This window comes from Guptibacillus algicola, assembly GCF_020171805.1.
Taxonomy (GTDB): Bacteria; Bacillota; Bacilli; order Bacillales; family Guptibacillaceae; genus Guptibacillus; species Guptibacillus algicola.
On sequence record NZ_JAIVAF010000001.1, the window covers coordinates 45,242 to 69,836 of the forward strand.

Consider the following 24,595-nt stretch of genomic DNA (forward strand, 5'->3'; position numbering starts at 1 on the left):
AGCTGAATCAGTAGGGACGGTTTTCCTGATTCCCACGCTCTCTAACAGCTAATATCTTCACCACCAAAACACAAAATTAACAACAGAGAAAAGCCAGGTAGGCACATATTGTCTACCTGGCTTTTCTCTGTTGTTATCGAGTAGAATCGGCAGAACCGTCCCCACAATTCCTTAGTTTACACAAAGGGTACACTAACTCGATATTATCAATTTTCTTTAGTGATTGATTATACCAGTAATTATGATCAGCACCATGAATACAAAGAATTCTCTTATCGGGATACTTTTCAATTGTATTCTTCACCCTAGCAAGCATAATATAGTGCCTGGAGTTCCACACGATATTCTGAACATCAGGATTTATAGTTTGAAGCCACGTGTACATCTCATTAGTAATAGTGTCGTATTCAGGTGAGTTCAAAGGGATACTACCGTTATCCCAAGTAGAAAGTTGCTTATCATTCCATTGGCTTAATTCATTCTCTAACCTTTCCCTAGTTTCGTAATCGAACTTATCAAAAGTCTCTTCTTCAAAGACATCCTCTTCAAACCAATTTATTGGGACGAATTCAATACCCCGCTCTTCACATAATGGGTAAATTAAATTAGGATATTCATTTTGCGTTTCTCCTAAGATCCCAAAAGGTTCGCCTCCATTTAAATAAAGTTTCCAACTTTCCGGATGTACTTCCCCGCAAATCACATCAGGATTAAATTCTTTAATTAACTCCTCGACCAGGGATAAGGGGTAATTATACTTCTTTCTGCCATTTCTTCATCATGTGTCATTCCTAAAATACCTACTACAGCCAACACAAACACTCCCACACCTTACATGATTTCATTAAGAACAACGTTTATTATTTCAAATAAATTAAACATTATCAATTCTTTACGAAATATAAAAGGACCTTACCTTTTCGGATAAGCTCCCTATACTAGAAGACTTAGTTTCAAGATTAGTTTCAAGATTAGTTTCAAGATTGATAATTCGACCAATACAAGTATCTTATTTGGTCCAAGAGATTCATCTACATCATTCCTATTGATAGATTTGGAAGTGAGCGTTTGCATAAATGGCTTATCTTTTTATTCGGCATGTGCTCCCTTTATTGAATGTAACCTTTATATTTTGAGTTAATTTTCTTGCATTTGAGCTTCCTGGCTTCTTTTGTGCGATTTTAGTTTTTTTTGCTGATGCAGTGGTCTGCAGCTTTTCCTGTGTTTGGTCAGATCTCGCTCTGTAAATATATCACTGGCGCTTTCTAATTATCCGAGAATTTGTTGGAAAGTTGAATGCGCAAATCGACTTACTTTCCCTACAGCCTATCATAAGATAAGAAAGATGAAGGATAGAACTTTCAATCTTTTTCAACGGCTTCCTCCCTTTCTTCAGTCTCTTTTACCAATTATTTCAAAACGCCCTACTAAACTCAATCTTTATTTTCATAAAAAAGAGAGCTACATTTTGATAAGCTCCCGGTCGTTAAAAAATAGTTATGTTAGTGCGGGTAGAATAACATCGAAAAACGCATAAAGATATAGTCCTAAAAATCCAAATCCCATAAGGGCAAACAAGCCTTTTACAACCCAGTACGGAACATTCTCTAATACATTTTTTGAAGTTGCACCTGCCCAGTTCTGATTTTCCCAATCCATTTCTTCGTGGTATTCTTCTGTATACCCACGTGCAGCATACAGTATAAACAAACCAACTACGATAAAAAAGTGCGGTCCTATGTAAGTCCAAAACATTTCTTGTGTCATGAAAATCCCCTTAAAAGTATGTGTTCTAAAAAAGTTTAACATGAAGAACCCTCTTGCTAGTCTGGTATTATTAACCACTAATCTCCGTTTTATTACTAGAGTACTTTACAAGAAATTTCATTTGCTACTCCTTTACCCCTACTTTCACTTCCACTTCCAACGCTTCAAAAGAAAACCCTGTAACCTCCATTAAGCCTTGCGCAAAATAACCAGAGTCACTAGCCGCTTAGATAATATCCTCGATTTCTCCCTCAGCTTTTAAATCGATTAGATACATGATAGTAAAGTAGCTTTGATCATACACAAGTTCTTGAAATTGTACACACAAAGTAAAACCTCCGTTCCAAACATAACCTATTAAAATGATGTCAATAAACTTTAACACAATATGGAAATTCAAAACTTCATTATTTGAGCATTCAACAATCATAAGGCTAGTAGTAATTCTTGCTATTAGCCTTATTCTCCGTATTAGAAAGAAGTATAGATTGTTAATTCAGTTTCTCCCGATTCTTGAATAACAATTGTAATATTTATACATTTCATAAAATACTTTTAATTTATTTCTTAACTTTCAAAAACAATAAAAATCCTGCTGAAACAATAAGTATAGACCTAATCCATGAATCATTAGATACATTCATTTTTGTGAGAATGCTACTAACTAATATAATCAGAAAAAAAAGTGAGAATGATTTAATTGCGACTACACTTATTTTATCTTCTTTTTCACCCAAAATAGTTAAGCTTAGTAAACTAAATCCTATCCCCATAAAGAATATTGTTAGAGTATTATTAAGAATATAAGCCTCAAATTTCAAGAAAAATTCTTGAAGAATAATACCTATCACCATTGAGATAATTCCCATTGAAATTGTAAGCACTTTATGTTCAATTAAATATCTCATTAACATATACATGTTCTCATCCTCATACCCTTTTATCTATATCTTTTCAATATTATGAAGCAAACGCTCCCTTTAGTTGAATACAGAAATTAATAATTGCCTATAAACTTATATGCTTCTCTTGCCATTTCAAAATGATCTGCATGCCAGTTTTCTACTTCGTAAAGGTTATGGAACCTCAGTTCTAAACTTTCTATAGATCTTTGAAGACTTCCGTCAATTGTTTCACATATGAAAAGAGGATGATAGGATGTATGAGGCTGCCCAAAATCTTCTGGTTTTCTTGTAAATATATTTACTAAATCTTGGACCTCTATATTTAGTCCTGTTTCTTCTAGAAACTCTCTTTTTAGGGATTCTTGGGGACTCTCCCCCGCATCACACCACCCACCGATAATTCCCCACGTTCCATCATCCGCTCGACGTTCTAAAAGTATTTTTTTGTCAGATGAAAAAATGACACCATTCACACCCACTTTTGGTGTGATATGCCCAAGTTCATTCTTAAACCTTTCCAGAACTATGCTTTCCTTAATATCACTTATTTCAGAGTATTCTTCACTTGCCAATTCTAGTAACTTTTCATACCTTTCAATATCGTAAGGGTCTCTTGTATAGCGTAACCCCAATTGCGCAATAGAACGAACTTGTTCTAATAAGGAAATTCTATTTTTCAATTTTCAATCCTCACTTTCAATAGTTAAAATAGCAATCTCTGAGATCCAGCCCACTTTCATAATTAAACAAAAAGAAGCGTAATCCCTTCTAGACTAACGCTCCCGATTGTCGAAGACTTAGTATTATGATAGTTATAGATTTAATTTCAATTAATCCTCTGTCGGCTTCCTACTTCTTCATTACCCACTTTTTTTCACTAAAGATTTTAACTCACTTACTAATCTTTGGAAGGAGCTAAAACTAAAAAAAGAGCCATTAATACTATAATAACAATCAAGATGATATCCGATCGAGTTAACATTATTATCGACACACCTATTGGATAAATAAGTCCACCAATAAGATTCCATGGATAAGGTCTATATCTATCAAATTCATAATAAAATACTAATCCTAAAATTGCACTAAACGCTATTATTGCGAATATAGAAGATACTTTTGATAAAACTAACCCTAATATACTAGCAATCACAAATCCAATAACAATTTTATACAAATAATCACCCTATATGTTAGCTTAGATCCGTTATAAATCCATTCCTGCCCCCATGATAATCCAAATGAAGCAACTCCTCCTCCAGTCACACCTCCAGCGGTACCAGCTACTGCAGTACCAAAAACAGCAGAAGTAGAAATGGCGTATACTCCACCTATAACTCCTTGGTCCTGTTCTCTTTTAAACTTAAACAAAAAGGAGCGTAATCCTTTTTAGATCAACGCTCCCTATAATTGAAGAAGAATTAATGGAAGGAGGATAACTTATCAATGCTCTAACTTAGTCTTCGTCCATCTTTCTTTTAGGAGTGCTTCTCAATAACTTAACAGTAAACATTATCAATAAGTAGAAAAAAGCGAGATTAAATAGAAGTCCCCAAATTTCAAAACTAAATAGCCCTTCCTCATAGCCATATACACTTAAAATTCTAGCAGGGAAGCCGTAGTATGTATTGTCTTTTTCTGAACTCATCCCCATGTCTAAAAGAGCTGTAAAAATGGTCAACAAGAAAGCTAATATGATTTTTATGTTTCGAATAATAAACTTCAAGTCCCTCCTTCTTCTCCTTTCCATCCCCCGAAAGCAATCCTTAGTATGAAATCTGGCACTGCCATCTTTTAGCCTGCATGTTCTAGAGTTACGGTTTAATTAAATCTGGAGAAAATCTAGGCTTGCTTTTTATTATGAATTAAAAGAAATTGCTTTGCGATTTTTTCATATTCAGTTGTAAAATTCATTTCAATAACATTTTCATAGGTCTTTGGCATTTGGTAGGTTTCCAATAATTTCGAAGCTAGTTCACCTGTTGAATATAATTTTTGAACTTTTTCATAATTTGAATCGTTAAATGATCCTTTAACAGGTATGCCGGTTTCTAATTCCTGACCTTTTGAAGTGAATGCCTTTAGGAACCTTTCTATACCCTTATCACGGTCGATTAAGACGCCTATTGCTGCTCTTACTTCACTTTCTTCTCCCCACTGAGACCATAAGTTCAATATTGGAACTGAAATGGGATAATTTTCTTCTAAAAAGTCTTCATTCTCAATTTCCTGTTTTATTATAGGGATTATTTCTTGTGCTAGTATATTTGCTTCTTCAAGTGTAAATCTTTCCTCTTGCGTTTCTTCTGATGGGATTAATAGGTAAAATACTTGGACAGAAAACTTTAAAGAGGTAGACTTCTTTATAACAGTGATAGCTAAATCTAAACGTTTATCTTCCTCTTGTGAAAAGATAAGAGTATTTACAAAACTTGTTGCTCGTCCCATGCTTGTAAATATATGCATAAACTCATCTGTATCAGGAATCTTTGAAGCCATAGAAGCTAAGCATATAGACAAATTTCCAGCTGATTCAGATGACAATTCATTTTCAAAATATCTAAGTTTCGTTATTAAATTCGAAAATCCTTTCTCCTCAATAACTTTATTTATCGATTCATTAACTTTAACTAAATCACCTACTTGAAGATTTTTTAAAAGCAAATTATACTCTTGATCAGAAATATTTCCATCCTCGACGTTGTAGAGAAAATACTTTTGAAAATAGTCTTCTGAGCAAATTCTTTGTTCAAGACTCCATTTTTTTTCCCAGTCGGAACCATAGGTATTATTGCCAGTAAAAAGAAATTTGCTACGCGGGAATAAGTCGTTAACTATTATTGTAATTGCATATTTTTCACCCTCAGTATAGTTACCAAACAACCCACTCAATAGTGGTTTGTACTCATCAAATGCATTTATTTGGTCTCTAACTCTAGATCTACCTGCTGTTAAAAATGCTTTTGAATGGCTGTAAATAAACTTGTACACTTTCGGAAAGAATATTCTGATCCCTTCAATACCTAACAAATCAACCACATTAACTTCATTTTTTATTAGAGGAACTGAAAAAGATATTGAATTTAGATATCTCTTTATTGTTCTTAGGGTAAAACTAAGCTTTCCAAAAGAGCGATCCCAATTACTTATCAACCTATGTATTTCATCTTGAGATAAGTTAATTTCATTTTCAATTAGTATCTTCTCGATTCCTTCAAGAAGGGTTGAACGAATTTCCTGTCTATTAGCCGGAGGTAGGTGTATAGGAATTTGAATTATTTTTTCTAAGAATGACATACCTAATTCACCTTGATGATTATAGTTGTCGGCTATAGCTTTTGAAACTATTTCTTCATCAAATGCTAGTATGTAGGAAATATATTTAAAATCAGCAATTAATTTAACCAATTTAAAAACTAATGCAATCTCTTTATTGTCTAACCTATCTAAGTCATCGATGAGTACGACTACTCTCTTCCCTTCTTCCATTAAATCCCTGTCTATTTTTTCCCGAAGAGTAAATATGTCCTCATTATTCCTCTTAATATCTTTGAATGAAAAATTTAACAACCCCATTTTCAAGGTTATAGGTGCTAATTTTATAGAATAGCCTTCTAAGTTTTTAACTAATTCGCTCCTCCCTCCTCCAAATGCTTTTTCAATTTCGTTAATAAATGCATTGAAAAATTGTAATATTAGTTGTTCATCATCTCTAAAGTACCATGGATTAAATGGTACTGATATTAGGTTATCTTTTTCACTAATATCATTCTTAATAAGGTTTAGAACAGAAGTTTTACCTGATCCCCATTTACCATAAAGTCCAATAACTAAGCTTTCCTTTTCATTATTATTATTTATAATGTTTGTTAATCTCTTTGCGAATGAAGCGCGTTTAAAAATGTCTTCACCCTCATTATTAATTGGTTGATCTAAAAATACTTTCTCTACATTTCTATTAGAGTTATTTTTTAACTCAGCGATGAAAAAAAATCTAAATAAAATAAATAAAATATATATTATTGAAAAGAGTATTAGAAATAGATAATGCTTTGAGGATAGAACTCCTTCTACCAGATTATATCTGGAAGATAACCAATATCCTAAAGTGCATATTAACAAAGAAATAATCCAATAATCTATCTTATATGTGAACACAGGATGTTTAATAAGTTTTTTAAGAAACTTCCTTTTCCTAACTTCATCTATCGAAATTATTAAAACAATCAATATGAATGGGAAAACATACCAATAATCTTTAATCACTGTTGTAACATTATAGTCTTTCAATCTTATAATGAGTTTTTCTAATAATATAAAACCTACAAATAATAAGCTTGTAATAAATAAAACTATCTTAGCTCTTTCAACTCCATTTTTCAATTAGCGTCTAACCCCAATCTTTTTACTATCTTCTTTAAATAGAAGATAGTTTTAATTTCTACACCAATTAGTTTTGTTATTCCACAATCCCGCTCTTTAATTGAATAAACACTACCTATATTTTACCATATAAATTCCGATCCTGAACGATCACGTAACCTACAAGATCTCTCATATAGCACTTCTATATTTGGAGAAAGAATATTAGTAAGATTCCAATCTAGAATGCCATATCTCATGCAATTCAGCTCTATAACTATTGTAAAACCACAAAAAAAAGAGCGCCAAAATCATTGTGATTTGGTGCTCCATTTTATGTGAGATATTAAGTTCTGTACACGATAACAAAACCCAATAAGCATATCCATGCTGGATTCATTATCGATCTATGAAAGACTTCTATACGGCAATTTCCAACCGAGTTTGAGAGACAACATTCGTAAAAACACGATCGAACCAAACAGAATCATGAGTGGCGTTAACCCTTGAGGATATCCTAGCCCTATTAACAAACCTGCCATCATCGCCCATACTGCATACACTTCTTTTTGGAGGACTGTAGGCTTTCTTCTCGCAAGCAAATCACGGATAATTCCTCCACCAGTTCCTGTCATAGCTGCTGCGACCATTGCAGCTATGAATGGTAGACCCATACTTTCGGCATAGAGTGCACCTTGTATTGCAAATGCTGATAAGCCAATGGCATCAAAGAAGCTTCCCCATTTTTCCCAATAGTAATTGATCCAGCCCGCAGGTAAAACAAACAGGATTAGGATCGTTCCGATCGCTACCATGATTAACTTATCCTGCTCCCAAATCGATGGGATCGGAACACCGATAAGCAAGTTACGTACGATTCCTCCACCAAAAGCAGTAGCAAGACCAAGAACTATGACACCGAGGAAATCAAACTCTTCCTCGAGAGCTACAAGTGCACCACTCGCTGCAAACGCAATAGTTCCAATTATATTTAATATTTCAAAGGTCACTCCATTACGTCCTTTCTAACGAATCTCAAAGATAAAATTGTACGTTACCTTTTCGATTATTTCAACTAAATATTGAAATAAACACAAAAACCCTCTACAAGGAGGGTTAAGATGTCATATAGGAGAACGAATGAATAAGATCTTCATCAGAATGCGGAATTTCTTGTCCTTTAACGATTTGTGCTCCGTTAATACAACCACTTGTAAGGAGGATGATATCCCCATCACCACCGAGCTCAAGAGATTTGATCACACCTTCTTCTCTCGTATTCGTGCGATGAATATGTGGTGACTGAGGGTTTTCAAATCCTGTCATCACTTTATCTACAATGAGAGAAGGTTCATGGTGCCCTGGGTGATCGACAGTAACGATGATTTCATCCGCTTTTCCTTCGATCGCCATTGCCATCTTCGGCATCTTCTCAAAATCCCTTATCCCAATTCCCGCAATCATCACAATCAACCTGTTGTGCTCTAGTTTGCGCACTTCTTCCACAAGTCTCGTTAATGCGACTGGGGTATGAGCATAGTCCAGAATAATCTTTTGACTTGGAGGGACTTCAATGATTTGAAATCTTCCTTCAGGACTTTCAAGCTTTGCAAGTACGCGGAGGATTCGCTGGAGTTTAAAACCCAATAACAACGCTGTACCTACTGCTGACAAGACATTAGCGACGTTGTATTCTCCAAATACGGGAACAAAGACGTCATATTCCTTATTATTCGCTTGGAGAGTAAAGGAAGTGCCTGTTTCTCCATGAAGGATGTTTACTGCTTTTAGATCGGCTTCCTGAGATGGATGTAATGAATACGTGACAGTCGGGCCGCTGAATAAATCGATAAGATCTTGCCCCATCCCTTCATCGTCCACATTAATAACAGCTGTCCGTGACTGTCGGAATAAATCTAACTTACATTGTTTGTAATTTTCAAACGTTTTGTGGTATTCAAGGTGCTCGACAGACAAATTCGTGTGAATCGCGACATCAAAGTTTATTCCTTCGACTCTTTTCTGATCAAGTCCAATTGACGTTACTTCCATTGCAACTGCAGTATCACCTGCGCTGTGAAGGTCATTGAAAATATGGTGGAGATCTACTGACTCTGGAGTTGTAGGAGTACTCTTTTTATACGGTATTTTATGTTCAGATGTGTAAATACCGGTCGTTCCGATAGACCCTGAGGGCATGTTGAGTAAGGTTAACAGTGACCTAACATATGCTGCTACCGTCGTCTTACCGTTCGTTCCGGTGACGCCGATTGTTTTTAATTTTTCATCTGGGCTATTATGAAAATATTTCGCAAAGAGAGCCATCGTAATACGAACATCTTCCACTACGATAAACGTTATTTTAGGATATTTTTCTGATAACGTTTCTAACAACGATTGATCGCTGCCTACAACAGCGACTCCCCCTCTTTTAAGAGCATCTTCAATATACAAGTGACCGTCATGATTTTCTCCTTTTATTGCAAAAAACAATGATGATGCAATCGCATTTTTCGAATGAAACGTAAGCTTTTGTATATCTTGATTTGTTGGACCGTATATCGCTTTTATTTGGGCATTAAGTAGGTCAAATTGTATATTCATCATGTAGCCTCACTTTTTCTGTCAGATAATGCTTTTAATCATAAGATTTTATATTGCATATTTATGCTTTAGTTCCCCTAACCCGAATAGGGTTAAACATTATTATGGTTTACAACTGCCCGGCAGCCTATATCAAGAAATTACTGGTCATTTTTGCTTGAGAGTAATTGACGTATGTATGTTCCTTGCCTATACTTGATAAACGTATTAAGAAAACAGGTGATAATATGGAATTTTCTATGAGATATTTATCCTTTTACCTCGTTGAAGGTCCTAAGGAAAATGAAGAAGCACAGTATAAGCATTTTCAAACGTTAGATGAAGAAGAATATAACGATAGCCCTCTCAAATCTTTTCTGGATGGAGAGCTCGCTAAAATTACGAAAAGAAAAGTCGATCGTCATGCTAAATCAGAAGGCGCACCAACAAAAATCGGACGTTTTATGGTTGAGCCTGGGCACGAATTAACTTCAAACCCGAACTTCAACTTATTCCACCGAGCTAGATACTCTGAAACTGCTGACGACTTCGAATCAGAAGCTGATCAAATCGTTCAAATGTACCTCGATACGAGCGCGATTCGCGGTGGTGTATTGATTGTTGCAACTGCTAAGCTCACTAAACTATTCGATGACCCTTTCCTTTTTATTATGAAATGTGACTTCGAACCGAAAGTGGCAACCATTACCAACGAAGAAACGCTCATCCAAAACATAGAGATGGCGATTACGACGAAAAATATGAAATCCGTCCAATACCCATACATGCCAGAAGAAGGCATGATCGACAGCGCTGAGGTAAAAGTTCACCAGTCCTCACACGCACGTTATTTTGAAGACTTCTTGAAATGGGTTGAATATGAAAAGTCGATGCCTGAAATCGTCAAAACGCAAACGATGGGGATTGTTCAGGAGCACATTCAGGAAACCTTTCAGCCTGAAAGTGATGAAAAGGAACAATTCGAGCAGGTCATGGAAGAATGGGCATCGAGTCCGAAAAGAGAACTACAGGAGCACTTTACCACAGAACAGGTAGTAGAAGCTACTTCTCAGATCGTTGAACAGTCTCCTGATGTGGAATGGAAGTTGAAACTTGATCATGTGTCAGTGAAAGCGATGCTTTCTGACTTTGGTGAATCCATTCACCTTGCGAAAGTAAACGGAAAATATGTACTCGCGATCGAAGCGGATTCGATTACGTTTGAGAAAGGTTTTTCTCCAGTTGAGTTCCATAAGCCTGATACGCTTCAGGAAGTGGTAGAGCGGATTTATAAAAAGAATGAGAATGAACAGTAAAAGCCAGCGTTCGCTGGCTTTTACTTATATGTAAAGCTCATATACCTTTTTCGGACGCCCTCTCTGACCTGCAGCCTCCTCACCTTTTACCGCAGCCAAGTTTAAGCGTTCTAATTCCAATAAGATTCTCCTCGCATTTCGATCAGAGCTTTTTAACCATCCAGCTATATCATTTGCCGTTACGGCTTCTCTTCCATAGTGACGGTAGTAGGAAGAAAGTTTAGAGACGACTGCAGGGCTGAGTTTTGCTTCTTTTAATTTCTCACTCCATTCGTCTCCGAGAATTCGTTCTTGGTAGCTAACACGTTCATCGTCCTTATAAAGGGTTACTTTCTTTTCTTCATCAACGAGGACCGCTTGTTTATCCTCGTTATTATTCGATAATTGAAGCGCATGTCTCACATTTTGTTCCGCCCCCCATGCGGTCATACCATAACCTATGCCAAGATGAACAGACAATCCTGTTTGTTTTTCCATATCATCTAGAACGAGTGCTGGTAAGAATTTATCCTCTCTGACTTCAAGCTCTCCTCTTGTTGAATAGATAAAAAACAATCCATCTCCAACTTCAACGAAAGAGCCTTGAACTTGCTCAGAAAAATTCAATAATAGTCGTTTAAGATCCAAGATCTGCTGTTTGATCTTGTAGGAATAAAACTGTTGTTCTTGGTGGAGACTTTTTGCATTTACTTCTACACCTACAATTCCAAGAGAAGATTTCCTATACCAGTTCGCCTGACCATACTCCCTAATGTATCTGAGTTCTAATTCGATTCCTAGTCGAGACGGAGATATTCGAAAACATGGTATCCCAAGCTCCTCCATTTTAAGATGAACTGTTTTTATACACGTCATCACAGCATCTACTTTACCTTGTTCATAAAGGTCTTTGTGGAAGGTGATGACATCTTCTGCAGGGAGAAATTCTTGCTGTCCATATAAGGTGAAAGCTATATTGTCGATTGAAAAATCACTTCTTACCCGGTCCATTTCAGACTTTTGAATCGTATCTAAACTAACACGATTGATTGAGGTGTGAGATGTTGTCATCATTTCAACGATCGAGCCCATCAAACTCGCTCCATAAAGATCTGGAAAGCTGGCATTCCCTTCATTAATTAAGTCTTTTCTTAATAAATATTGATACAATGCTGGTCCAGATAGAAACCAGTGATCAATTTTATGGTTATTTTCTCGAATAATCGATTCAGACTGACCGGCGTGCTCATAAGGAAAATAAAGTACGTCAAGGTCTGTCATTTTTTCTGCAATTTCTTTGATTCTCATGATTGAATCTTCTGGTCCGAGAATCCCAAGCTTCGTTCTCATCGCACACCCTCCAACACCTTTTCTTTTACTATACCAAAGATTTCAATACTAGAAAAAAACCCCTCCAGGATAGAAGGGGATTGTTCCTAAGCTTCGTTTTTCAAATAATGGGCTAAGATCTCAGCACCCATGACCATATCCCCTTCGGTCGCATACTCAGAAGGGTGGTGGCTCACTCCATCTTTACAAGGAATGAAAAGCATAGCTGTCGGCCATTTATGAGCCATATTCATGATATCGTGACCAGCTCCACTTTCCATATCGAACCCTTTGTATCCAAGACCTTCTCCGACTTGTTTTACTTTCTTTAACGTCTCTGGATCGAGGAATACTGAATCGTCATCTACAAGGGTTTCAATCTGACATTCTACATTGCTTTCATTTGCGAGTGAGTTCATTTTCTTTTTGATATCTTCTGCAAGCTCTCTCTTGAGCTCGTCATCAACACTTCTGATATCGATTCCTAAATGAACAGTGTCAGGTATGACTGTCATTACGTTCGGTTCTACAGTTAGCGTACTAACTGTTGCTACTACAGGGTACTCGTTCGTTACAGATCGCCTACTTGCCTCTTCTGAAACATACGAAATTAACGGGGCAGCTACACACAGAGCATCTCGTCTATTATCCATCGGAGTCGTTCCGGTATGACCAGCTTTTCCTAAGAGCTTAATCGAAAGTCTGACAGGACACGCAATTGCTCTTGCTATCCCAAATGAAGCGCCTGCCTTTTCAATTCGCGTCCCCTGCTCGATATGAAGTTCAATAAATTGCTTTAGATCTGACTCCGACCGTTCAGCTTTTTCAAAATCACTCCACGTCAAGCCTACTTCTTCCACAGCTTTTTGCACCGTTGTACCATGCTCATCTTTTATATCCTTGATCGCATCCATGTCGAGGCGACCAGACATCGCTTTACTCCCGATCGTAGAAACGCCAAACCTTGAGGACTCTTCTGACCTGAAGCAAATCACTTCGATTGGTACAGATGGGGTAAAACCATTATCCTTAAGGGTTTTGATAGCGCTTAGTGCGCAAATAACACCAGCAGCCCCATCAAAACCACCACCATGCTTTACAGTATCTAGATGTGAGCCGATTGCAATGGGGGCCTCATCAGGGCTAGCACCTTCCCATCTCGCAATCACATTCCCCGCTTCATCACTTCTCGTATGCAATCCGACGTTCGTTGAAATTTCTGTGAACTGCTGGATCGCTTTTTCTTCTTCTTTACTGAACCCAAGCCTTGTGAACCCTTCTTCTTTGAGTAAGGTATCTGTACAATTCACCTGATAAGTAATATCAGATAACCACTGTTCATCGACCTTTAACATCTATACTCCCCCTGTAATTTCAAGATCGTGTTTATATAAGTTTCTACCGCAATAGCTAATGTAGATTCGCTATAGTCGAATGAAGGATGATGGTGGCCTTCCGTTAATTCTGTTCCAAATAACAGATATGCGGCTTTACCTCCAGCCTTTTTCACTTTATCCATCATGAGTGTAGCATCCTCCGAAGCACCTAGTTCTCCGTAATTATGAATTGTATGAACGCGCTCTGAATGGTTTAAGACAGCTTGGATTGTTTCCGACAAGGTATGATCGCTTTCTGATGAAGACGCATGTCCGACCATCTTAAAATCAACTTCAACGTTGTACATATGAGCAGTTCCGTGAACGATTCGCTCTAATTCTTCTACCATATAGCGGTTTAGATTCGAAGTTTCACCTCTTGTTTCTACTTCCATCTTTGCATGATCAGGAATGGCATTTCTCCCTCGACCACCATTTAGCTTTCCTACATTAATTCTAGTTGCACCTTCGCTATGCCTCGATATTCCATGAAGATGGAGTGCTGTAGTAGCTGCTGCTAACAATGCATTACTGCCTGCTTCAGGGTCTTTCCCGGCATGTGCACTCTTTCCACTAAATTCGATATCTAATTTTGAAGTAGAGAGGAATCCTCCAGTACAAGTGGTTACTTCACCTGTGTTTCGTTCCTCTAGAATTCCGATATGACCTGTTATAAAATAATCGACTTCATCAAGCAAGCCTTTTTCTACCATCGCTTTGGCACCGCGGACGCCTTCTTCAGCTGGCTGAAATAATATGGTGATTTTTCCAATCAATTGATCCTTTACCTGGTCCAAGTACTTCGCAAGAAAAACTCCAACTGCAGTATGACCATCGTGGCCACAGGCATGCATCACATTGTTTCGACTAGAAGAAAAGCCTCGTTCGAAGGGAACATGAACATGTGATTGGTCTTCTTGAATCGGTAATGCATCGATATCGAAGCGAAGGGAAATATGAGGACCTTCCTTCCCAGTATCGAGTACTGCTGCTAATCCAGTACACCCACCATCCATCTTCTCCATTAGTTCTTCTGGAACACCATATGCTCTCGCCCGCTCTTCTTCACAAGCGACTTGTTCAAGTGTTGGAACACCCATTCTCGCACTAGGGTCTATGGAATCACGGCCAACATTCAAAGAAAACGATGTGTTTTTAAAAGCCCTTGCAATTTTCCACGTTGTCACATATTCAGTCCATCCCAATTCAGGGTAGGCATGAAATTCCCTCCGTAAGGAAATGAGGTCCCTCTCTTCAGCTTCACTTAGTTTAATATTGGAAGTGTTGCTCACGTTACATTCAACTCCTCTAATGCATCGATAGCAACATTTGCAAGCATTTCTACTCCGAGTGTTAGTGCTTTTTCATTTAATTCGAAATACGGATCATGGAGTGGAAAAGGTTTCTCATTATCTGGCATTACCCCTAGCCAGAAGAAGGCTCCTGGATATTGTTTCAGATATCTACTAAAGTCTTCTCCTCCAAGAGAAGGATTAACAGAAGGCACAGCTTCTTCCCCATAATGTTTCCTCGCAGTTTCCCTGACACGTTTTGCCCAACGCTCATGATTGATTGTTGCTGGATAGCCTTCGACATAATCGATAACCGCTTCTCCACCCATTGCAGAAGAACTACTTTTGATAACCTGGTGAAATCGTTCTTTCATTTGTTTCCGCACTGTTGGATCAAACGTCCGAATCGTGCCTTCGATTACCGCTCTATCCGCGATAACATTATAGCGATACCCTGCTTCAATCTTACCCACTGTTAATACAGCTGATTGAAGTGGATCGATGTTTCGACTAACGATCGATTGCAGTTGCATGATTGCAGTGTTCGCGATCATGATGGCATCAGTCGTTTGGTGAGGCATGCTGGCATGCCCACCTTTCCCTTTAAACGTAACCTTGAACCGATCAGATGCACCCATCATCTCTCGATCAGATATTCCGATTTGGCCAACAGGGAGGTCTGGCCAAACATGTTGGCCAAATATTGCATCTGGTTCATCATCATCAAATAGCCCATCGTCCATCATTGGTTGCGCCCCTCCAACTGGAGCATTTTCTTCAGAAGGTTGAAACACCAATAGGATTCTGCCGCTTATTTGTTCTTTTCGTTCAATTAATAGTTTCGCAGCTCCAAGTAACATAGCGGTATGGGCATCGTGTCCACATGCATGCATGACACCATCGTTATTGGACTTAAATTCACAAGAGGTTTTCTCGTTGATCGGAAGTGCATCGATATCAGCTCTTAACGCTACTGTTGGACCGGATTTCCCTCCATCAACAATACCTTTAATGCCATTCCCTGCAATTCCCGATACGAACGGTATGCCATATTCATTCAATTTACTAGATATAAACTTTGCCGTATTCTGTTCTTCTCCACTCACTTCAGGGTTTCTGTGAAGATGTCTTCTCATTTTAATGATTTCTTGCACAAGATCGTTGCTAAGTTCAAATTTCATACCATCAGCTCCGAGTAATTTTTATAGTTTCATGTGAATTCCTGGTCCGATCGGAAGGCCAAGTAAGGTCCACATGATAAAGATTGCTGTCCATATGATAAGAAATACTACAGTATACGGTAGCATGACAGAGAACAACGTACCGAACCCTGCTTTCTTATCGTATTCTTTCATAAATGCTAGCACCATAGGAACGTAAGGATTGAGTGGTGTAATGATATTTGTTGAAGAATCTGCGATTCGATAGGCTAGTTGCACAAATGCTGGGTTGAAGTCCAGTAAGGCAAACATCGGAATAAACACCGGTGCCATCAATGCCCACTGAGCAGATCCGCTGAATATAAATAGATTCAAAATGGCTGTTAAGAAGATAAAACCAACGATAACAGGTAATCCTGTCATATTGATGCTTTGTAAGAATTCTGCTCCTGATACCGCAATCCAAACGCCTATATTGCTCCAGTTAAAGTAAGCAATAAATTGTGCTGCTGCGAAAATAAGCACGATGAATGCAGACATATCTTTCATTGATTCACCCATGAAGCGCGGAACATCACTTGTCCCTTTTATCTTGCCGACTGTAACTCCATAGGCAACCGAAACAGTAATGAATAGAAATAAGATGATCGGAACGATTCCATCTAAGAATGGAGAAGGAATCAAACCGCCGTTTTCATTACTAAGCGGTGCGCCCGGTAGAAAAATTCCTAACGCAAGAATAGTGAGAAAGATTCCGCCAGCGATCCCAGCATTCCGCAATGCTTTCGATTCAATCTTCGTAACTTGCTCTAATTCTTTTGTTACTTCTCCCTCGTACTTTCCTAGTTTCGGTTCAACGATTTTCTCAGTTACCCAAGCACCCACAACCATCAGCATGATGACTGAGAAAGACATGAAATACCAGTTATCTACTGGCGTTACGACAAGGTCATCACTGATGTTCTTTGCAACTTCTGTTGAGATTCCAGAGAGTAGTGCATCTGTACCCGCGATGATAATATTCGCTGTAAAACCGGCACCAACTCCAGCAAACCCAGCAGCAAGACCTGCTATCGGATGCCTTCCAAGAGTTAGAAACACCATCGCCGCAATCGGTGGGACGATAATAAAGGCTGCATCCGAAGCAAGGTTACCTAAAACGCCTGTAAAAATAACAGCATAGGTTACAAAACGTGGTGGTGCATTGATAATCGTTTTCTTCATAAATGTCTGAATTAAACCGACTTTCTGCGCCAAACCAATTCCTAGCATCATTCCTAACACAAGCCCAAGCGGCTTAAACTCAGTAAAGTTCGTCAACATAGAAGTCAGGATATACGAAAGTCCCTCACCGGACATTAGGCTTTTAATCGCCACTTCCTCTTTCGTACCTGGATGGACCACTTCAACATCGAACAAACTTACGACAAATGATAATAATATGATTCCAACTGATAAATAAACAAACAGCATAAAAGGATGAGGTAGTTTATTTCCCGCTCGTTCCACTCCATCAAGAATCTTTGACACGATCGACTTCTTTTCAACTTCATAGCTATCTTTCTGGTCATGTAAGCTCAAGGCCATTCCCCCTCTTTATTTTCGGACATTTTCCTTATTTATTCCGTTAATAAATACACTAACGCATTTTAGCTATTTATTAAAGCATTTTTCAGAAAATTTATTGAGAGAAAACCTAACCTTCTATTTACGAATGCATTCAGCTCAAGTGTTATAGCACGTATATTCGTGTTAATTTTTTCAGAATATTTCAATCCATAGTTGAATAAACGGGAGGGGTTGGGTACGCCTTCGTTATTGCTATTCGATACTTCCGTTTTTTTTGGAAGTTTTCGGAAACAAAAAAGAACCCAATGAATTCTCATTGGGTTCTAGCTTATGTTCGCTAGCTTATTTCTGCATCGGACGAACGACTACTTCATTCACATTCACGTAATCAGGCTGTGTGACAGCATAGACTACTGAACGCGCGATATCTTCAGCCTGAAGTTTCTTCATTGAAGATGCACGATCTTTAAACATTTCTAGCACTTCATCATCCGTGATATGATTTGTCAGTTCTGACTCAACAGCACCAGGAGAAATGTTTGTTACACGTACTCCAGTTTTAGAAAGTTCTTTTTCTAGCCCCATTGAAAGTGCTCTAACAGCATACTTCGTTGCGCTGTATACACTACTTGATGGGAATACTTCGTGTCCTGCAACACTAGAGACGTTAACGATATGTCCACTCTCTTGCTTTAACATATCTGGTAAGACAGCGTGAACACCGTGAAGAACACCATTGATGTTAACATCAACCATTTGAGTCCACTGATCAACTTCATCATTTTTCATAAACGAAAGCAACATCACACCAGCATTGTTAATAATCATATCAACTTTGCCGTATGTATCCTTCGCTTGTTGTACCAAGTTTTCCATATCTTCCTTTTTTGTTACGTCGGTTTTCACAACGAGAGCTTTACCATTTGATTGGTCATTCAAAGACTGAGCGAGGTCCGTTAGCTTTTCTTCACGGCGTGCTGCGAGCACAACGTTCGCTCCTTCGTCAGCTAGGTGTCTAGCAATCGCTTCACCTATACCGCTGCTTGCTCCTGTTACGAGGACGACTTTACCTTCAAGTTTCATTTTCATTCCCCTTTCAAAATATGATCTCACACTACGAGACTAACACAGTATTCCCCAATCATTGAGTAACCTGCTCAGGAAGTGTGCCATCATTTCAATTCATAATAAAAAAACTCGGGAGCTATCCCGAGTTTTCGATTATTGAGGAATCGATCTTTCTGCTGAATCTACGGTGTGTTTTAGCAGCATCGCAATCGTGACAGGGCCAACTCCTCCTGGTACTGGTGTGATGGCAGACGCCTTTTCTTTTGCAGTTTCATATTCAACATCACCGATGTTTCCCTTGTTATAGCCAGCGTCAAGTACGACTGCCCCCTCTTTTATCCATTCACCTTTAATGAATTCAGGCTTCCCAACTGCAGCAACCACAATGTCTGCCTGCTTAACGTGCGAGGCCAAGTTAGCCGTACGAGAATGACATGTCGTCACAGTAGCATTTTGATTTAATAAGAGTGCACCTACGGGCTTACCAAGAATAGGGCTTCTACCTACAACAACTGCATGCTTTCCTTCCGGATTTATGTCGTAGTCTTCCATGATCTTCATGATAGCAGCAGGTGTACAAGAAGGATAAGTTCCAAAACCAAGAGCTGTCTGACCATATCCCTCACTCGTTACGCCATCTACGTCTTTTTCGATCGCGATCGTTTCAAAAGCTAATCGTTCGTCGATTTGAGATGGAACAGGATGTTGAAGTAAAATGCCATGGACCGATGAATCACGGTTTAATTCTTCAATTGTTTCGAGTAGCGTCTCTGTCGTTGTATCTTCCGGAAGATGAATCTTCTTCGATAAGATTCCAATACGCTCACAAGCGTTCCCCTTCATTCGTACATACGTTTCAGAAGACGGATCATCTCCAACTAGAATCGTTGCGAGGCTGGGCGTAACACCGTGAACCTTAAGGGATTCCACTCTTTCTTTCAGCACATCTTTAATTCGATTTGCTACTGCTTTCCCATCTAATAGCTTGTCTTGTGTCATTTATCGATTCCTCCTAGACAGTGTTAAGAAATAAGGGTTTCTCATTTCTTCGCCCAGACGACCGGCTTTATTCATTACAGCTCCCTTGTGGTTACTTCCACATGTGTCGTCAGTTACTGCAATAAGGTTTCTACGGATATAGTAGCATATGAGGTGTGAAAATCAAGTGAAACCCTTTAAAACACCTTAGAAAGTTAATGATAAACCACTCCACACATACATCGTTCGTCTTTTTCTATTTCTTCTTTATTCAAAACAATAAATAAAACCCCTGAACAGTTTACCCGTTCAGAGGTTTAGAGGTATGCGCCTTAGAGGATTCGAACCTCTGACCCACAGCTTAGAAGGCTGTTGCTCTATCCTGCTGAGCTAAAGGCGCATGGTAGTATGAGTGATACAATAACTGAAAGTTAGTATATCATGTTTTTCCTTAATGGAAAAGACCTTTAAATAAAAATATGTAATGGAGCGGGTGATGGGAATCGAACCCACGACATCAGCTTGGAAGGCTGAGGTTTTACCACTAAACTACACCCGCAAGATGGCTGGGCTAGCTGGATTCGAACCAGCGCATGACGGAATCAAAATCCGTTGCCTTACCGCTTGGCTATAGCCCAACATGGTGGAGGGGGACGGATTCGAACCGCCGAACCCTGAGGGAGCGGATTTACAGTCCGCCGCGTTTAGCCACTTCGCTACCCCTCCACGATCAAATTATTAGATGATATGGTAGCGGCGGAGGGGATCGAACCCCCGACCTCACGGGTATGAACCGTACGCTCTAGCCAGCTGAGCTACACCGCCACTTGAAGTGTGATGGTCGGGAAGACAGGATTTGAACCTGCGACCCCTTGGTCCCAAACCAAGTGCTCTGCCAAGCTGAGCTACTTCCCGATCGTATCACTAAATTATGTATTGGCGCGCCCGAGAGGAGTCGAACCCCTAACCTTCTGATCCGTAGTCAGACGCTCTATCCAATTGAGCTACGGGCGCATATATTGGTGCGGGTGAAGGGACTCGAACCCCCACGTCGTAAGACACTAGATCCTAAGTCTAGCGCGTCTGCCAATTCCGCCACACCCGCATGTGGTTTCTTTCGTTTCGGCGACAATTAATATATTAACACTGCTAAAGGATTAAAGTCAATCATTATTCTAAGAAAATTTAATAGCTTTTCGAGCTTCTTATGTAAGCGTTGACAGCTTCTCTTTCTTTACAATACGATTATGTAAGTAAAGGAGCTGAATAAATTGAGTGTACCACAGTCCATTTATCATGCAAAAGAGTTAGATCGTAATGATCATCTTAACGGCTTTAAAGATGAATTTTACACACCTGAGCATTCCATCTATATGGATGGTAATTCTCTAGGCCTTCTTTCAAAAAGAGCTGAGTCAGCACTTCTACAATCTATGGAGGATTGGAAAACTCATGGAATAAACGGCTGGACAGATGCCAAGCAACCATGGTTCTATATGGCAGAAGAGCTTGGTAAGATGACTGCCCCACTTATCGGAGCAAAGGAAGAAGAAACAATAACGACTGGATCCATCACTACAAACCTCCATCAGATGCTATCTACCTTTTATAAGCCACAAGGCAGCAAAATGAAAATACTCGCCGATTCACTTACTTTCCCATCAGATATTTATGCGATTAAAGCACAACTAGAGTTGCATGGACTTGACCCTGAGGAACACCTTATTCAAGTAAATAGTTCGGATGGTCGAACGATTAATGAGGACGACATCATAAATAAGATGACGTGTGAGGTCGCCTTAATCCTCCTCCCTTCTGTTCTGTATCGTAGTGGTCAGTTACTCGACATCAAAAAAATAACAAAAGCAGCACACGAAAAGGATATTGTCATTGGCTTTGACCTTGCCCATTCGATCGGTGTTATCCCACATGATTTACATGAATGGGGTGTCGATTTTGCTGTTTGGTGTACCTACAAATATTTGAACAGCGGCCCAGGTGGAGTAGGTGGGCTTTATGTTCACGAAAAACATCTTGGTCAGAAGCCTGGTCTCGCAGGCTGGTTTAGTTCAAAGAAAGATGTGCAGTTCGATATGAGTCACGACCTTGACCACGCTCAGTCAGCGGGAGCTTTCCAAATTGGAACGCCTCATATTTTTAGTATGTCTACATTAATTGGGTCTCTTGAGATATTTTCTGAAGCAGGAATTCATCATATCCGTGAAAAATCACTGAAACTTACGAGATACTTAATGGATTTAACTAACGAGAAGTTACTTGATTATGGATTCACGATAGCAAATCCTAATGAAGACCATAGACGCGGAGGACACGTTTGTTTAGAACACCCAGAAGCTGCGAGAATATGTAAGGCATTGAAAAATAGCGGTGTGGTGCCAGATTTCAGAGCTCCTAACGTTATTCGTTTAGCGCCGATCGCCCTGTATACCTCATTCGAGGATGTATGGAACGTTGTACATATACTTGAGGAAATCATGGATTCCAAAAAGTATGAACAATACTCGAATAATCGAAATATCATTGCTTAAACGTATAAAAACCTCCTCATCATTCAATATTAAGAGTGATTGAATTTAAGGAGGGAATCCCATGGAGCAGTTAAACGAATTGGAGTTACAAAACCTTCGCCACATGATCGGTGGTCACGAAACGCTAGCGAATAAGCTTGATGACTATGCAGCGACGTGTACGTGTCCTGAGTTGAAACAGATGCTGCAAAAAGATGCACAAGATGCAAGAAATACAAAACAACAACTTATGTCATTTTTAGGTTAAGGAGGAGTACGTGATGAATGAAAAAGATATGGTGAACGATTATTTATCAGCTCTTAATGGAAGCTTGAGCGAATATGGAAGCGTCATTTCACAATGTGATAACCAACAGCTTAGACAAGCACTTCAACAAATACGCAATACAGATGAACAAAGACAATACAGTCTTTATCAATATGCAAAACAAAAAGGCTACTATCAACCAGCCGAACCTGCAGATATGCAGGAAGTTCAAAACGTAAAGAATCAGCTTAACGGACCTCAACAGCCTCAGCAATAAAAAAACTCCTCCATAATACCTAACAGCCGGAACAATCTGGCTGTTTTTTTATGCCATTTCACTTATTTCCTACTAAATCGCGTTTCACATTCCCTAATTATGGATATTTACGTTATACAGTATATTCTTAGGGAGCGATACTTATGGAGACTTTTATGAATGCCGTCACGGAATTCTCAGGTTTTATCTGGGGCTATCCGATGATGATTCTACTTTTAGGTGGAGGGCTTTTCTTGACCATCCGATTAGGATTCTTCCAAATCCTCTTCTTTCCTCACGCACTAAAGCACACGATCGGAAAAATTTTTGAAAAAGAAAAAGGCGATGGCACGATTTCACCTTTTCAAGCTTTCACATCTGCACTTGCTTCAACCGCTGGGGCTACAAACATCGTAGGTGTACCTGTTGCGATTGCATTTGGTGGTCCTGGGGCAATTTTTTGGATGTGGGTCGTCGCGATTATCGGTATGTCAACAAAATACTCTGAAATCGTTTTGGGGATCAAGTATCGAGAGAAAAACAAAGATGGCGTATTTGTTGGTGGACCTATGTACTACATACGAAAAGGTTTGAACTGGAAGTTTGCATCATGGTTATTTGCTTTTGGACTTATGATCGAAATTATTCCTGGTGTTATGGTTCAAACTAACTCTATTTCTACACTTACAGAAGGGTCATTTGGCCTCCCAACTTGGTTAACTGGAATCATCCTGATGGTACTCATCACAATCGTCGTATTTGGAGGAATAAAAAGAATCGGATCAGTTGCAGAAAAAATCGTACCGTTTATGATCCTTACATATATTGGAGGCGCGATCGGGGTCATGGTCATTAATATCGATCAATTCCCTGAAGTTATGAAATTAATATTCGTACATGCCTTTCAACCCATCTCTGCCGCTGGGGGTTTTGCAGGAGCAGGATTTGCTGCAGCGGTTCGTTGGGGTCTTGCCCGAGGCTTATACTCGAATGAAGCTGGTATGGGAACAGCTTCGATCGCGCATTCGGCAGCACAAACCCCTCACCCTAGTCGTCAAGGGTTATGGGGCATATTCAGCGTATTTATTGATACGATCGTCCTTTGTACAGTGACAGCCTTTACCGTTCTCGTGTCTGGTGCTTGGAAGGATGTAAAGCCTTCGAAAGCTTCTGACATGGTATCAGATGCTTTCGCTGGCTTAATGGGAGAAACATGGGGGCCTATATTTGTTTCATCCCTTCTTCTCATTTTTGTTATTAGTACGATCGGTGTCCTGATTTTTTATGGAGAAAAACAAGCAGAATACTTATATGGTTCTAAGGCTTCAAAAGTGATGAGATTCGTTTATATAGCCGCTGTATTTGTAGGCGCAATTGGAGGACTTCAATTTGTATGGGAATTAGTGGATATTACACTAGCTCTGTTTGTCATACCAAACGTCATCGCAATCTTATTCTTAAGTAAAGAAGTAAAAGAAATGACGGACGACTACAAACATAATTTCTTAAAACAATCACAAAAGAAAGATCAAACATTTAGTGGATGAAATAGGTAATCCCCTTGTTTTTCCGCTCTTGCCTATATCGTTTCTAGACGAATGCATATAGTGATAAAGAAAGAGAAAGTCTAAGGGGGACCACAATTATGAATTATGGAAATGCACCATATCCAAATGAGCCATATAACCAGGTCGGCGGTGCAAGCATGCCTTATTATGGGTGTAATAATGGCAATGGCTTTGCGTTAATCGTTGTTCTATTTATCTTACTCATCATCGTAGGTGCTGCTTTTGTAAAGTGATAGATAGCGAAGACAGGAACATATCGTTCCTGTCTTTTTTTATAAATTGTAAGGTAAC

Annotated in this window: 22 protein-coding genes, 8 tRNA genes and 1 riboswitch; of the genes, 6 read left to right on the plus strand and 24 right to left on the minus strand. The window is 39.0% G+C overall.

Annotation, left to right across the window (positions count from 1 at the left end; translation table 11 throughout):
* Positions 1–133: 133 nt before the first annotated feature.
* The 9 genes from LCM09_RS00245 to LCM09_RS00285 all read right to left on the minus strand — a co-directional run bounded on the left by LCM09_RS00245 (position 134) and on the right by LCM09_RS00285 (position 9,638).
* The gene (locus LCM09_RS00245; RefSeq protein WP_224877856.1) at positions 134–703 is read right to left on the minus strand and encodes a hypothetical protein; all 570 of its coding nucleotides are present in this window, start codon (positions 701–703) and stop codon (positions 134–136) included.
* Positions 704–1,497: 794 nt separating this feature from the next.
* Entirely contained in the window at positions 1,498–1,767 is a 270-nt protein-coding gene (locus LCM09_RS00250; RefSeq protein WP_224877857.1) for a hypothetical protein, read from the minus strand.
* Between the two features lie 560 nt (positions 1,768–2,327).
* Entirely contained in the window at positions 2,328–2,687 is a 360-nt protein-coding gene (locus LCM09_RS00255; RefSeq protein ID WP_224877858.1) for a hypothetical protein, read from the minus strand.
* Between the two features lie 77 nt (positions 2,688–2,764).
* Entirely contained in the window at positions 2,765–3,352 is a 588-nt protein-coding gene (locus tag LCM09_RS00260) for an NUDIX hydrolase N-terminal domain-containing protein (RefSeq protein WP_224877859.1), read from the minus strand.
* Between the two features lie 469 nt (positions 3,353–3,821).
* Entirely contained in the window at positions 3,822–4,043 is a 222-nt protein-coding gene (locus LCM09_RS00265; RefSeq protein WP_224877860.1) for a hypothetical protein, read from the minus strand.
* An 85-nt stretch (positions 4,044–4,128) separates the two neighbouring features.
* Positions 4,129–4,398, minus strand: a complete 270-nt coding sequence (locus LCM09_RS00270) for a hypothetical protein (protein ID WP_224877861.1) — start codon at positions 4,396–4,398, stop codon at positions 4,129–4,131.
* 116 nt (positions 4,399–4,514) lie between these two features.
* Positions 4,515–7,055, minus strand: coding sequence for a KAP family P-loop NTPase fold protein (locus LCM09_RS00275; protein ID WP_224877862.1), 2,541 nt, complete (start codon positions 7,053–7,055; stop codon positions 4,515–4,517).
* 386 nt (positions 7,056–7,441) lie between these two features.
* A complete protein-coding gene (locus LCM09_RS00280) occupies positions 7,442–8,044 on the minus strand; it encodes a trimeric intracellular cation channel family protein (RefSeq protein ID WP_224877863.1) in 603 nt (200 codons plus the stop codon).
* Positions 8,045–8,150: 106 nt separating this feature from the next.
* Positions 8,151–9,638, minus strand: a complete 1,488-nt coding sequence (locus LCM09_RS00285; protein WP_224879996.1) for a UDP-N-acetylmuramoyl-L-alanyl-D-glutamate--2,6-diaminopimelate ligase — start codon at positions 9,636–9,638, stop codon at positions 8,151–8,153.
* Positions 9,639–9,865: 227 nt separating this feature from the next.
* Here LCM09_RS00285 and LCM09_RS00290 point away from each other — a divergent pair, with 227 nt between their 5' ends.
* A complete protein-coding gene (locus LCM09_RS00290) occupies positions 9,866–10,933 on the plus strand; it encodes a DUF3900 domain-containing protein (protein ID WP_224877865.1) in 1,068 nt (355 codons plus the stop codon).
* A 24-nt stretch (positions 10,934–10,957) separates the two neighbouring features.
* Here the strand turns inward: LCM09_RS00290 and LCM09_RS00295 are convergent, their stop codons facing one another.
* The 15 genes from LCM09_RS00295 to LCM09_RS00365 all read right to left on the minus strand — a co-directional run bounded on the left by LCM09_RS00295 (position 10,958) and on the right by LCM09_RS00365 (position 20,789).
* A complete protein-coding gene (locus LCM09_RS00295; protein ID WP_224877867.1) occupies positions 10,958–12,262 on the minus strand; it encodes a hypothetical protein in 1,305 nt (434 codons plus the stop codon).
* A gap of 86 nt (positions 12,263–12,348) precedes the next feature.
* Positions 12,349–13,596, minus strand: a complete 1,248-nt coding sequence (locus LCM09_RS00300) for a M20 family metallo-hydrolase (RefSeq protein WP_224877869.1) — start codon at positions 13,594–13,596, stop codon at positions 12,349–12,351.
* Positions 13,590–14,909 carry an amidohydrolase gene (locus LCM09_RS00305; RefSeq protein WP_224877871.1) on the minus strand — a complete coding sequence of 440 codons (1,320 nt, stop codon included), beginning with the start codon at positions 14,907–14,909 and terminating at the stop codon, positions 13,590–13,592. Before LCM09_RS00305 ends, LCM09_RS00300 begins: the two co-directional genes overlap by 7 nt.
* Positions 14,906–16,090 carry a M20 metallopeptidase family protein gene (locus LCM09_RS00310; RefSeq protein ID WP_224877873.1) on the minus strand — a complete coding sequence of 395 codons (1,185 nt, stop codon included), beginning with the start codon at positions 16,088–16,090 and terminating at the stop codon, positions 14,906–14,908. Before LCM09_RS00310 ends, LCM09_RS00305 begins: the two co-directional genes overlap by 4 nt.
* A 21-nt stretch (positions 16,091–16,111) precedes the next feature.
* The gene (locus LCM09_RS00315) at positions 16,112–17,599 is read right to left on the minus strand and encodes an AbgT family transporter (protein WP_224879998.1); all 1,488 of its coding nucleotides are present in this window, start codon (positions 17,597–17,599) and stop codon (positions 16,112–16,114) included.
* Positions 17,600–17,980: 381 nt separating this feature from the next.
* Entirely contained in the window at positions 17,981–18,721 is a 741-nt protein-coding gene (locus LCM09_RS00320; RefSeq protein WP_224877875.1) for an SDR family oxidoreductase, read from the minus strand.
* Positions 18,722–18,859: 138 nt separating this feature from the next.
* Positions 18,860–19,705, minus strand: a complete 846-nt coding sequence (locus tag LCM09_RS00325) for a bifunctional 5,10-methylenetetrahydrofolate dehydrogenase/5,10-methenyltetrahydrofolate cyclohydrolase (RefSeq protein WP_224877877.1) — start codon at positions 19,703–19,705, stop codon at positions 18,860–18,862.
* Between the two features lie 44 nt (positions 19,706–19,749).
* Positions 19,750–19,832, minus strand: a riboswitch (ZMP/ZTP riboswitch).
* Between the two features lie 178 nt (positions 19,833–20,010).
* A tRNA-Arg gene (locus LCM09_RS00330) sits at positions 20,011–20,084 on the minus strand.
* Positions 20,085–20,169: 85 nt separating this feature from the next.
* Positions 20,170–20,243, minus strand: a tRNA-Gly gene (locus tag LCM09_RS00335).
* Between the two features lie 4 nt (positions 20,244–20,247).
* A tRNA-Gln gene (locus tag LCM09_RS00340) sits at positions 20,248–20,322 on the minus strand.
* A 3-nt stretch (positions 20,323–20,325) separates the two neighbouring features.
* A tRNA-Tyr gene (locus LCM09_RS00345) sits at positions 20,326–20,410 on the minus strand.
* A gap of 22 nt (positions 20,411–20,432) precedes the next feature.
* Positions 20,433–20,509, minus strand: a tRNA-Met gene (locus LCM09_RS00350).
* Positions 20,510–20,522: 13 nt separating this feature from the next.
* A tRNA-Pro gene (locus tag LCM09_RS00355) sits at positions 20,523–20,599 on the minus strand.
* Positions 20,600–20,621: 22 nt separating this feature from the next.
* Positions 20,622–20,698 (minus strand) — tRNA-Arg (locus LCM09_RS00360).
* A gap of 6 nt (positions 20,699–20,704) precedes the next feature.
* Positions 20,705–20,789, minus strand: a tRNA-Leu gene (locus tag LCM09_RS00365).
* Between the two features lie 166 nt (positions 20,790–20,955).
* On the opposite strand from LCM09_RS00365, the gene kynU reads away from it, so the two are divergent.
* The 5 genes from kynU (at position 20,956) to LCM09_RS20950 (ending at position 24,537) form a co-directional block, all read left to right on the plus strand.
* Entirely contained in the window at positions 20,956–22,233 is a 1,278-nt protein-coding gene (gene kynU, locus LCM09_RS00370; RefSeq protein WP_404800773.1) for a kynureninase, read from the plus strand.
* Positions 22,234–22,294: 61 nt separating this feature from the next.
* Positions 22,295–22,480, plus strand: coding sequence for a hypothetical protein (locus LCM09_RS00375; RefSeq protein ID WP_224877879.1), 186 nt, complete (start codon positions 22,295–22,297; stop codon positions 22,478–22,480).
* A gap of 13 nt (positions 22,481–22,493) precedes the next feature.
* Complete coding sequence (locus LCM09_RS00380; protein ID WP_224877881.1) at positions 22,494–22,757, plus strand: spore coat protein; 264 nt, start codon at positions 22,494–22,496, stop codon at positions 22,755–22,757.
* Positions 22,758–22,900: 143 nt separating this feature from the next.
* Positions 22,901–24,283, plus strand: coding sequence for an alanine/glycine:cation symporter family protein (locus LCM09_RS00385; RefSeq protein ID WP_224877883.1), 1,383 nt, complete (start codon positions 22,901–22,903; stop codon positions 24,281–24,283).
* Between the two features lie 158 nt (positions 24,284–24,441).
* Positions 24,442–24,537 (plus strand): YjcZ family sporulation protein, encoded by a 96-nt coding sequence (locus LCM09_RS20950; protein ID WP_224880002.1) that lies wholly within the window; start codon positions 24,442–24,444, stop codon positions 24,535–24,537.
* Positions 24,538–24,595 lie beyond the last annotated feature (58 nt).

Coding starts and splice junctions, on each gene's coding strand:
- LCM09_RS00385 (WP_224877883.1), top strand. CDS start 22,901: ATGGAGACTTTTATGAATGCCGTCACGGAATTCTCAGGTTTTATCTGG.
- LCM09_RS00295 (WP_224877867.1), bottom strand. CDS start 12,262: ATGAGAACGAAGCTTGGGATTCTCGGACCAGAAGATTCAATCATGAGA.
- LCM09_RS00380 (WP_224877881.1), top strand. CDS start 22,494: ATGAATGAAAAAGATATGGTGAACGATTATTTATCAGCTCTTAATGGA.
- LCM09_RS00320 (WP_224877875.1), bottom strand. CDS start 18,721: ATGAAACTTGAAGGTAAAGTCGTCCTCGTAACAGGAGCAAGCAGCGGT.
- LCM09_RS20950 (WP_224880002.1), top strand. CDS start 24,442: ATGCCTTATTATGGGTGTAATAATGGCAATGGCTTTGCGTTAATCGTT.
- LCM09_RS00375 (WP_224877879.1), top strand. CDS start 22,295: ATGGAGCAGTTAAACGAATTGGAGTTACAAAACCTTCGCCACATGATC.
- LCM09_RS00325 (WP_224877877.1), bottom strand. CDS start 19,705: ATGACACAAGACAAGCTATTAGATGGGAAAGCAGTAGCAAATCGAATT.
- LCM09_RS00300 (WP_224877869.1), bottom strand. CDS start 13,596: ATGTTAAAGGTCGATGAACAGTGGTTATCTGATATTACTTATCAGGTG.
- LCM09_RS00310 (WP_224877873.1), bottom strand. CDS start 16,090: ATGAAATTTGAACTTAGCAACGATCTTGTGCAAGAAATCATTAAAATG.
- LCM09_RS00250 (WP_224877857.1), bottom strand. CDS start 1,767: ATGACACAAGAAATGTTTTGGACTTACATAGGACCGCACTTTTTTATC.
- LCM09_RS00255 (WP_224877858.1), bottom strand. CDS start 2,687: ATGTATATGTTAATGAGATATTTAATTGAACATAAAGTGCTTACAATT.
- LCM09_RS00290 (WP_224877865.1), top strand. CDS start 9,866: ATGGAATTTTCTATGAGATATTTATCCTTTTACCTCGTTGAAGGTCCT.
- LCM09_RS00285 (WP_224879996.1), bottom strand. CDS start 9,638: ATGAATATACAATTTGACCTACTTAATGCCCAAATAAAAGCGATATAC.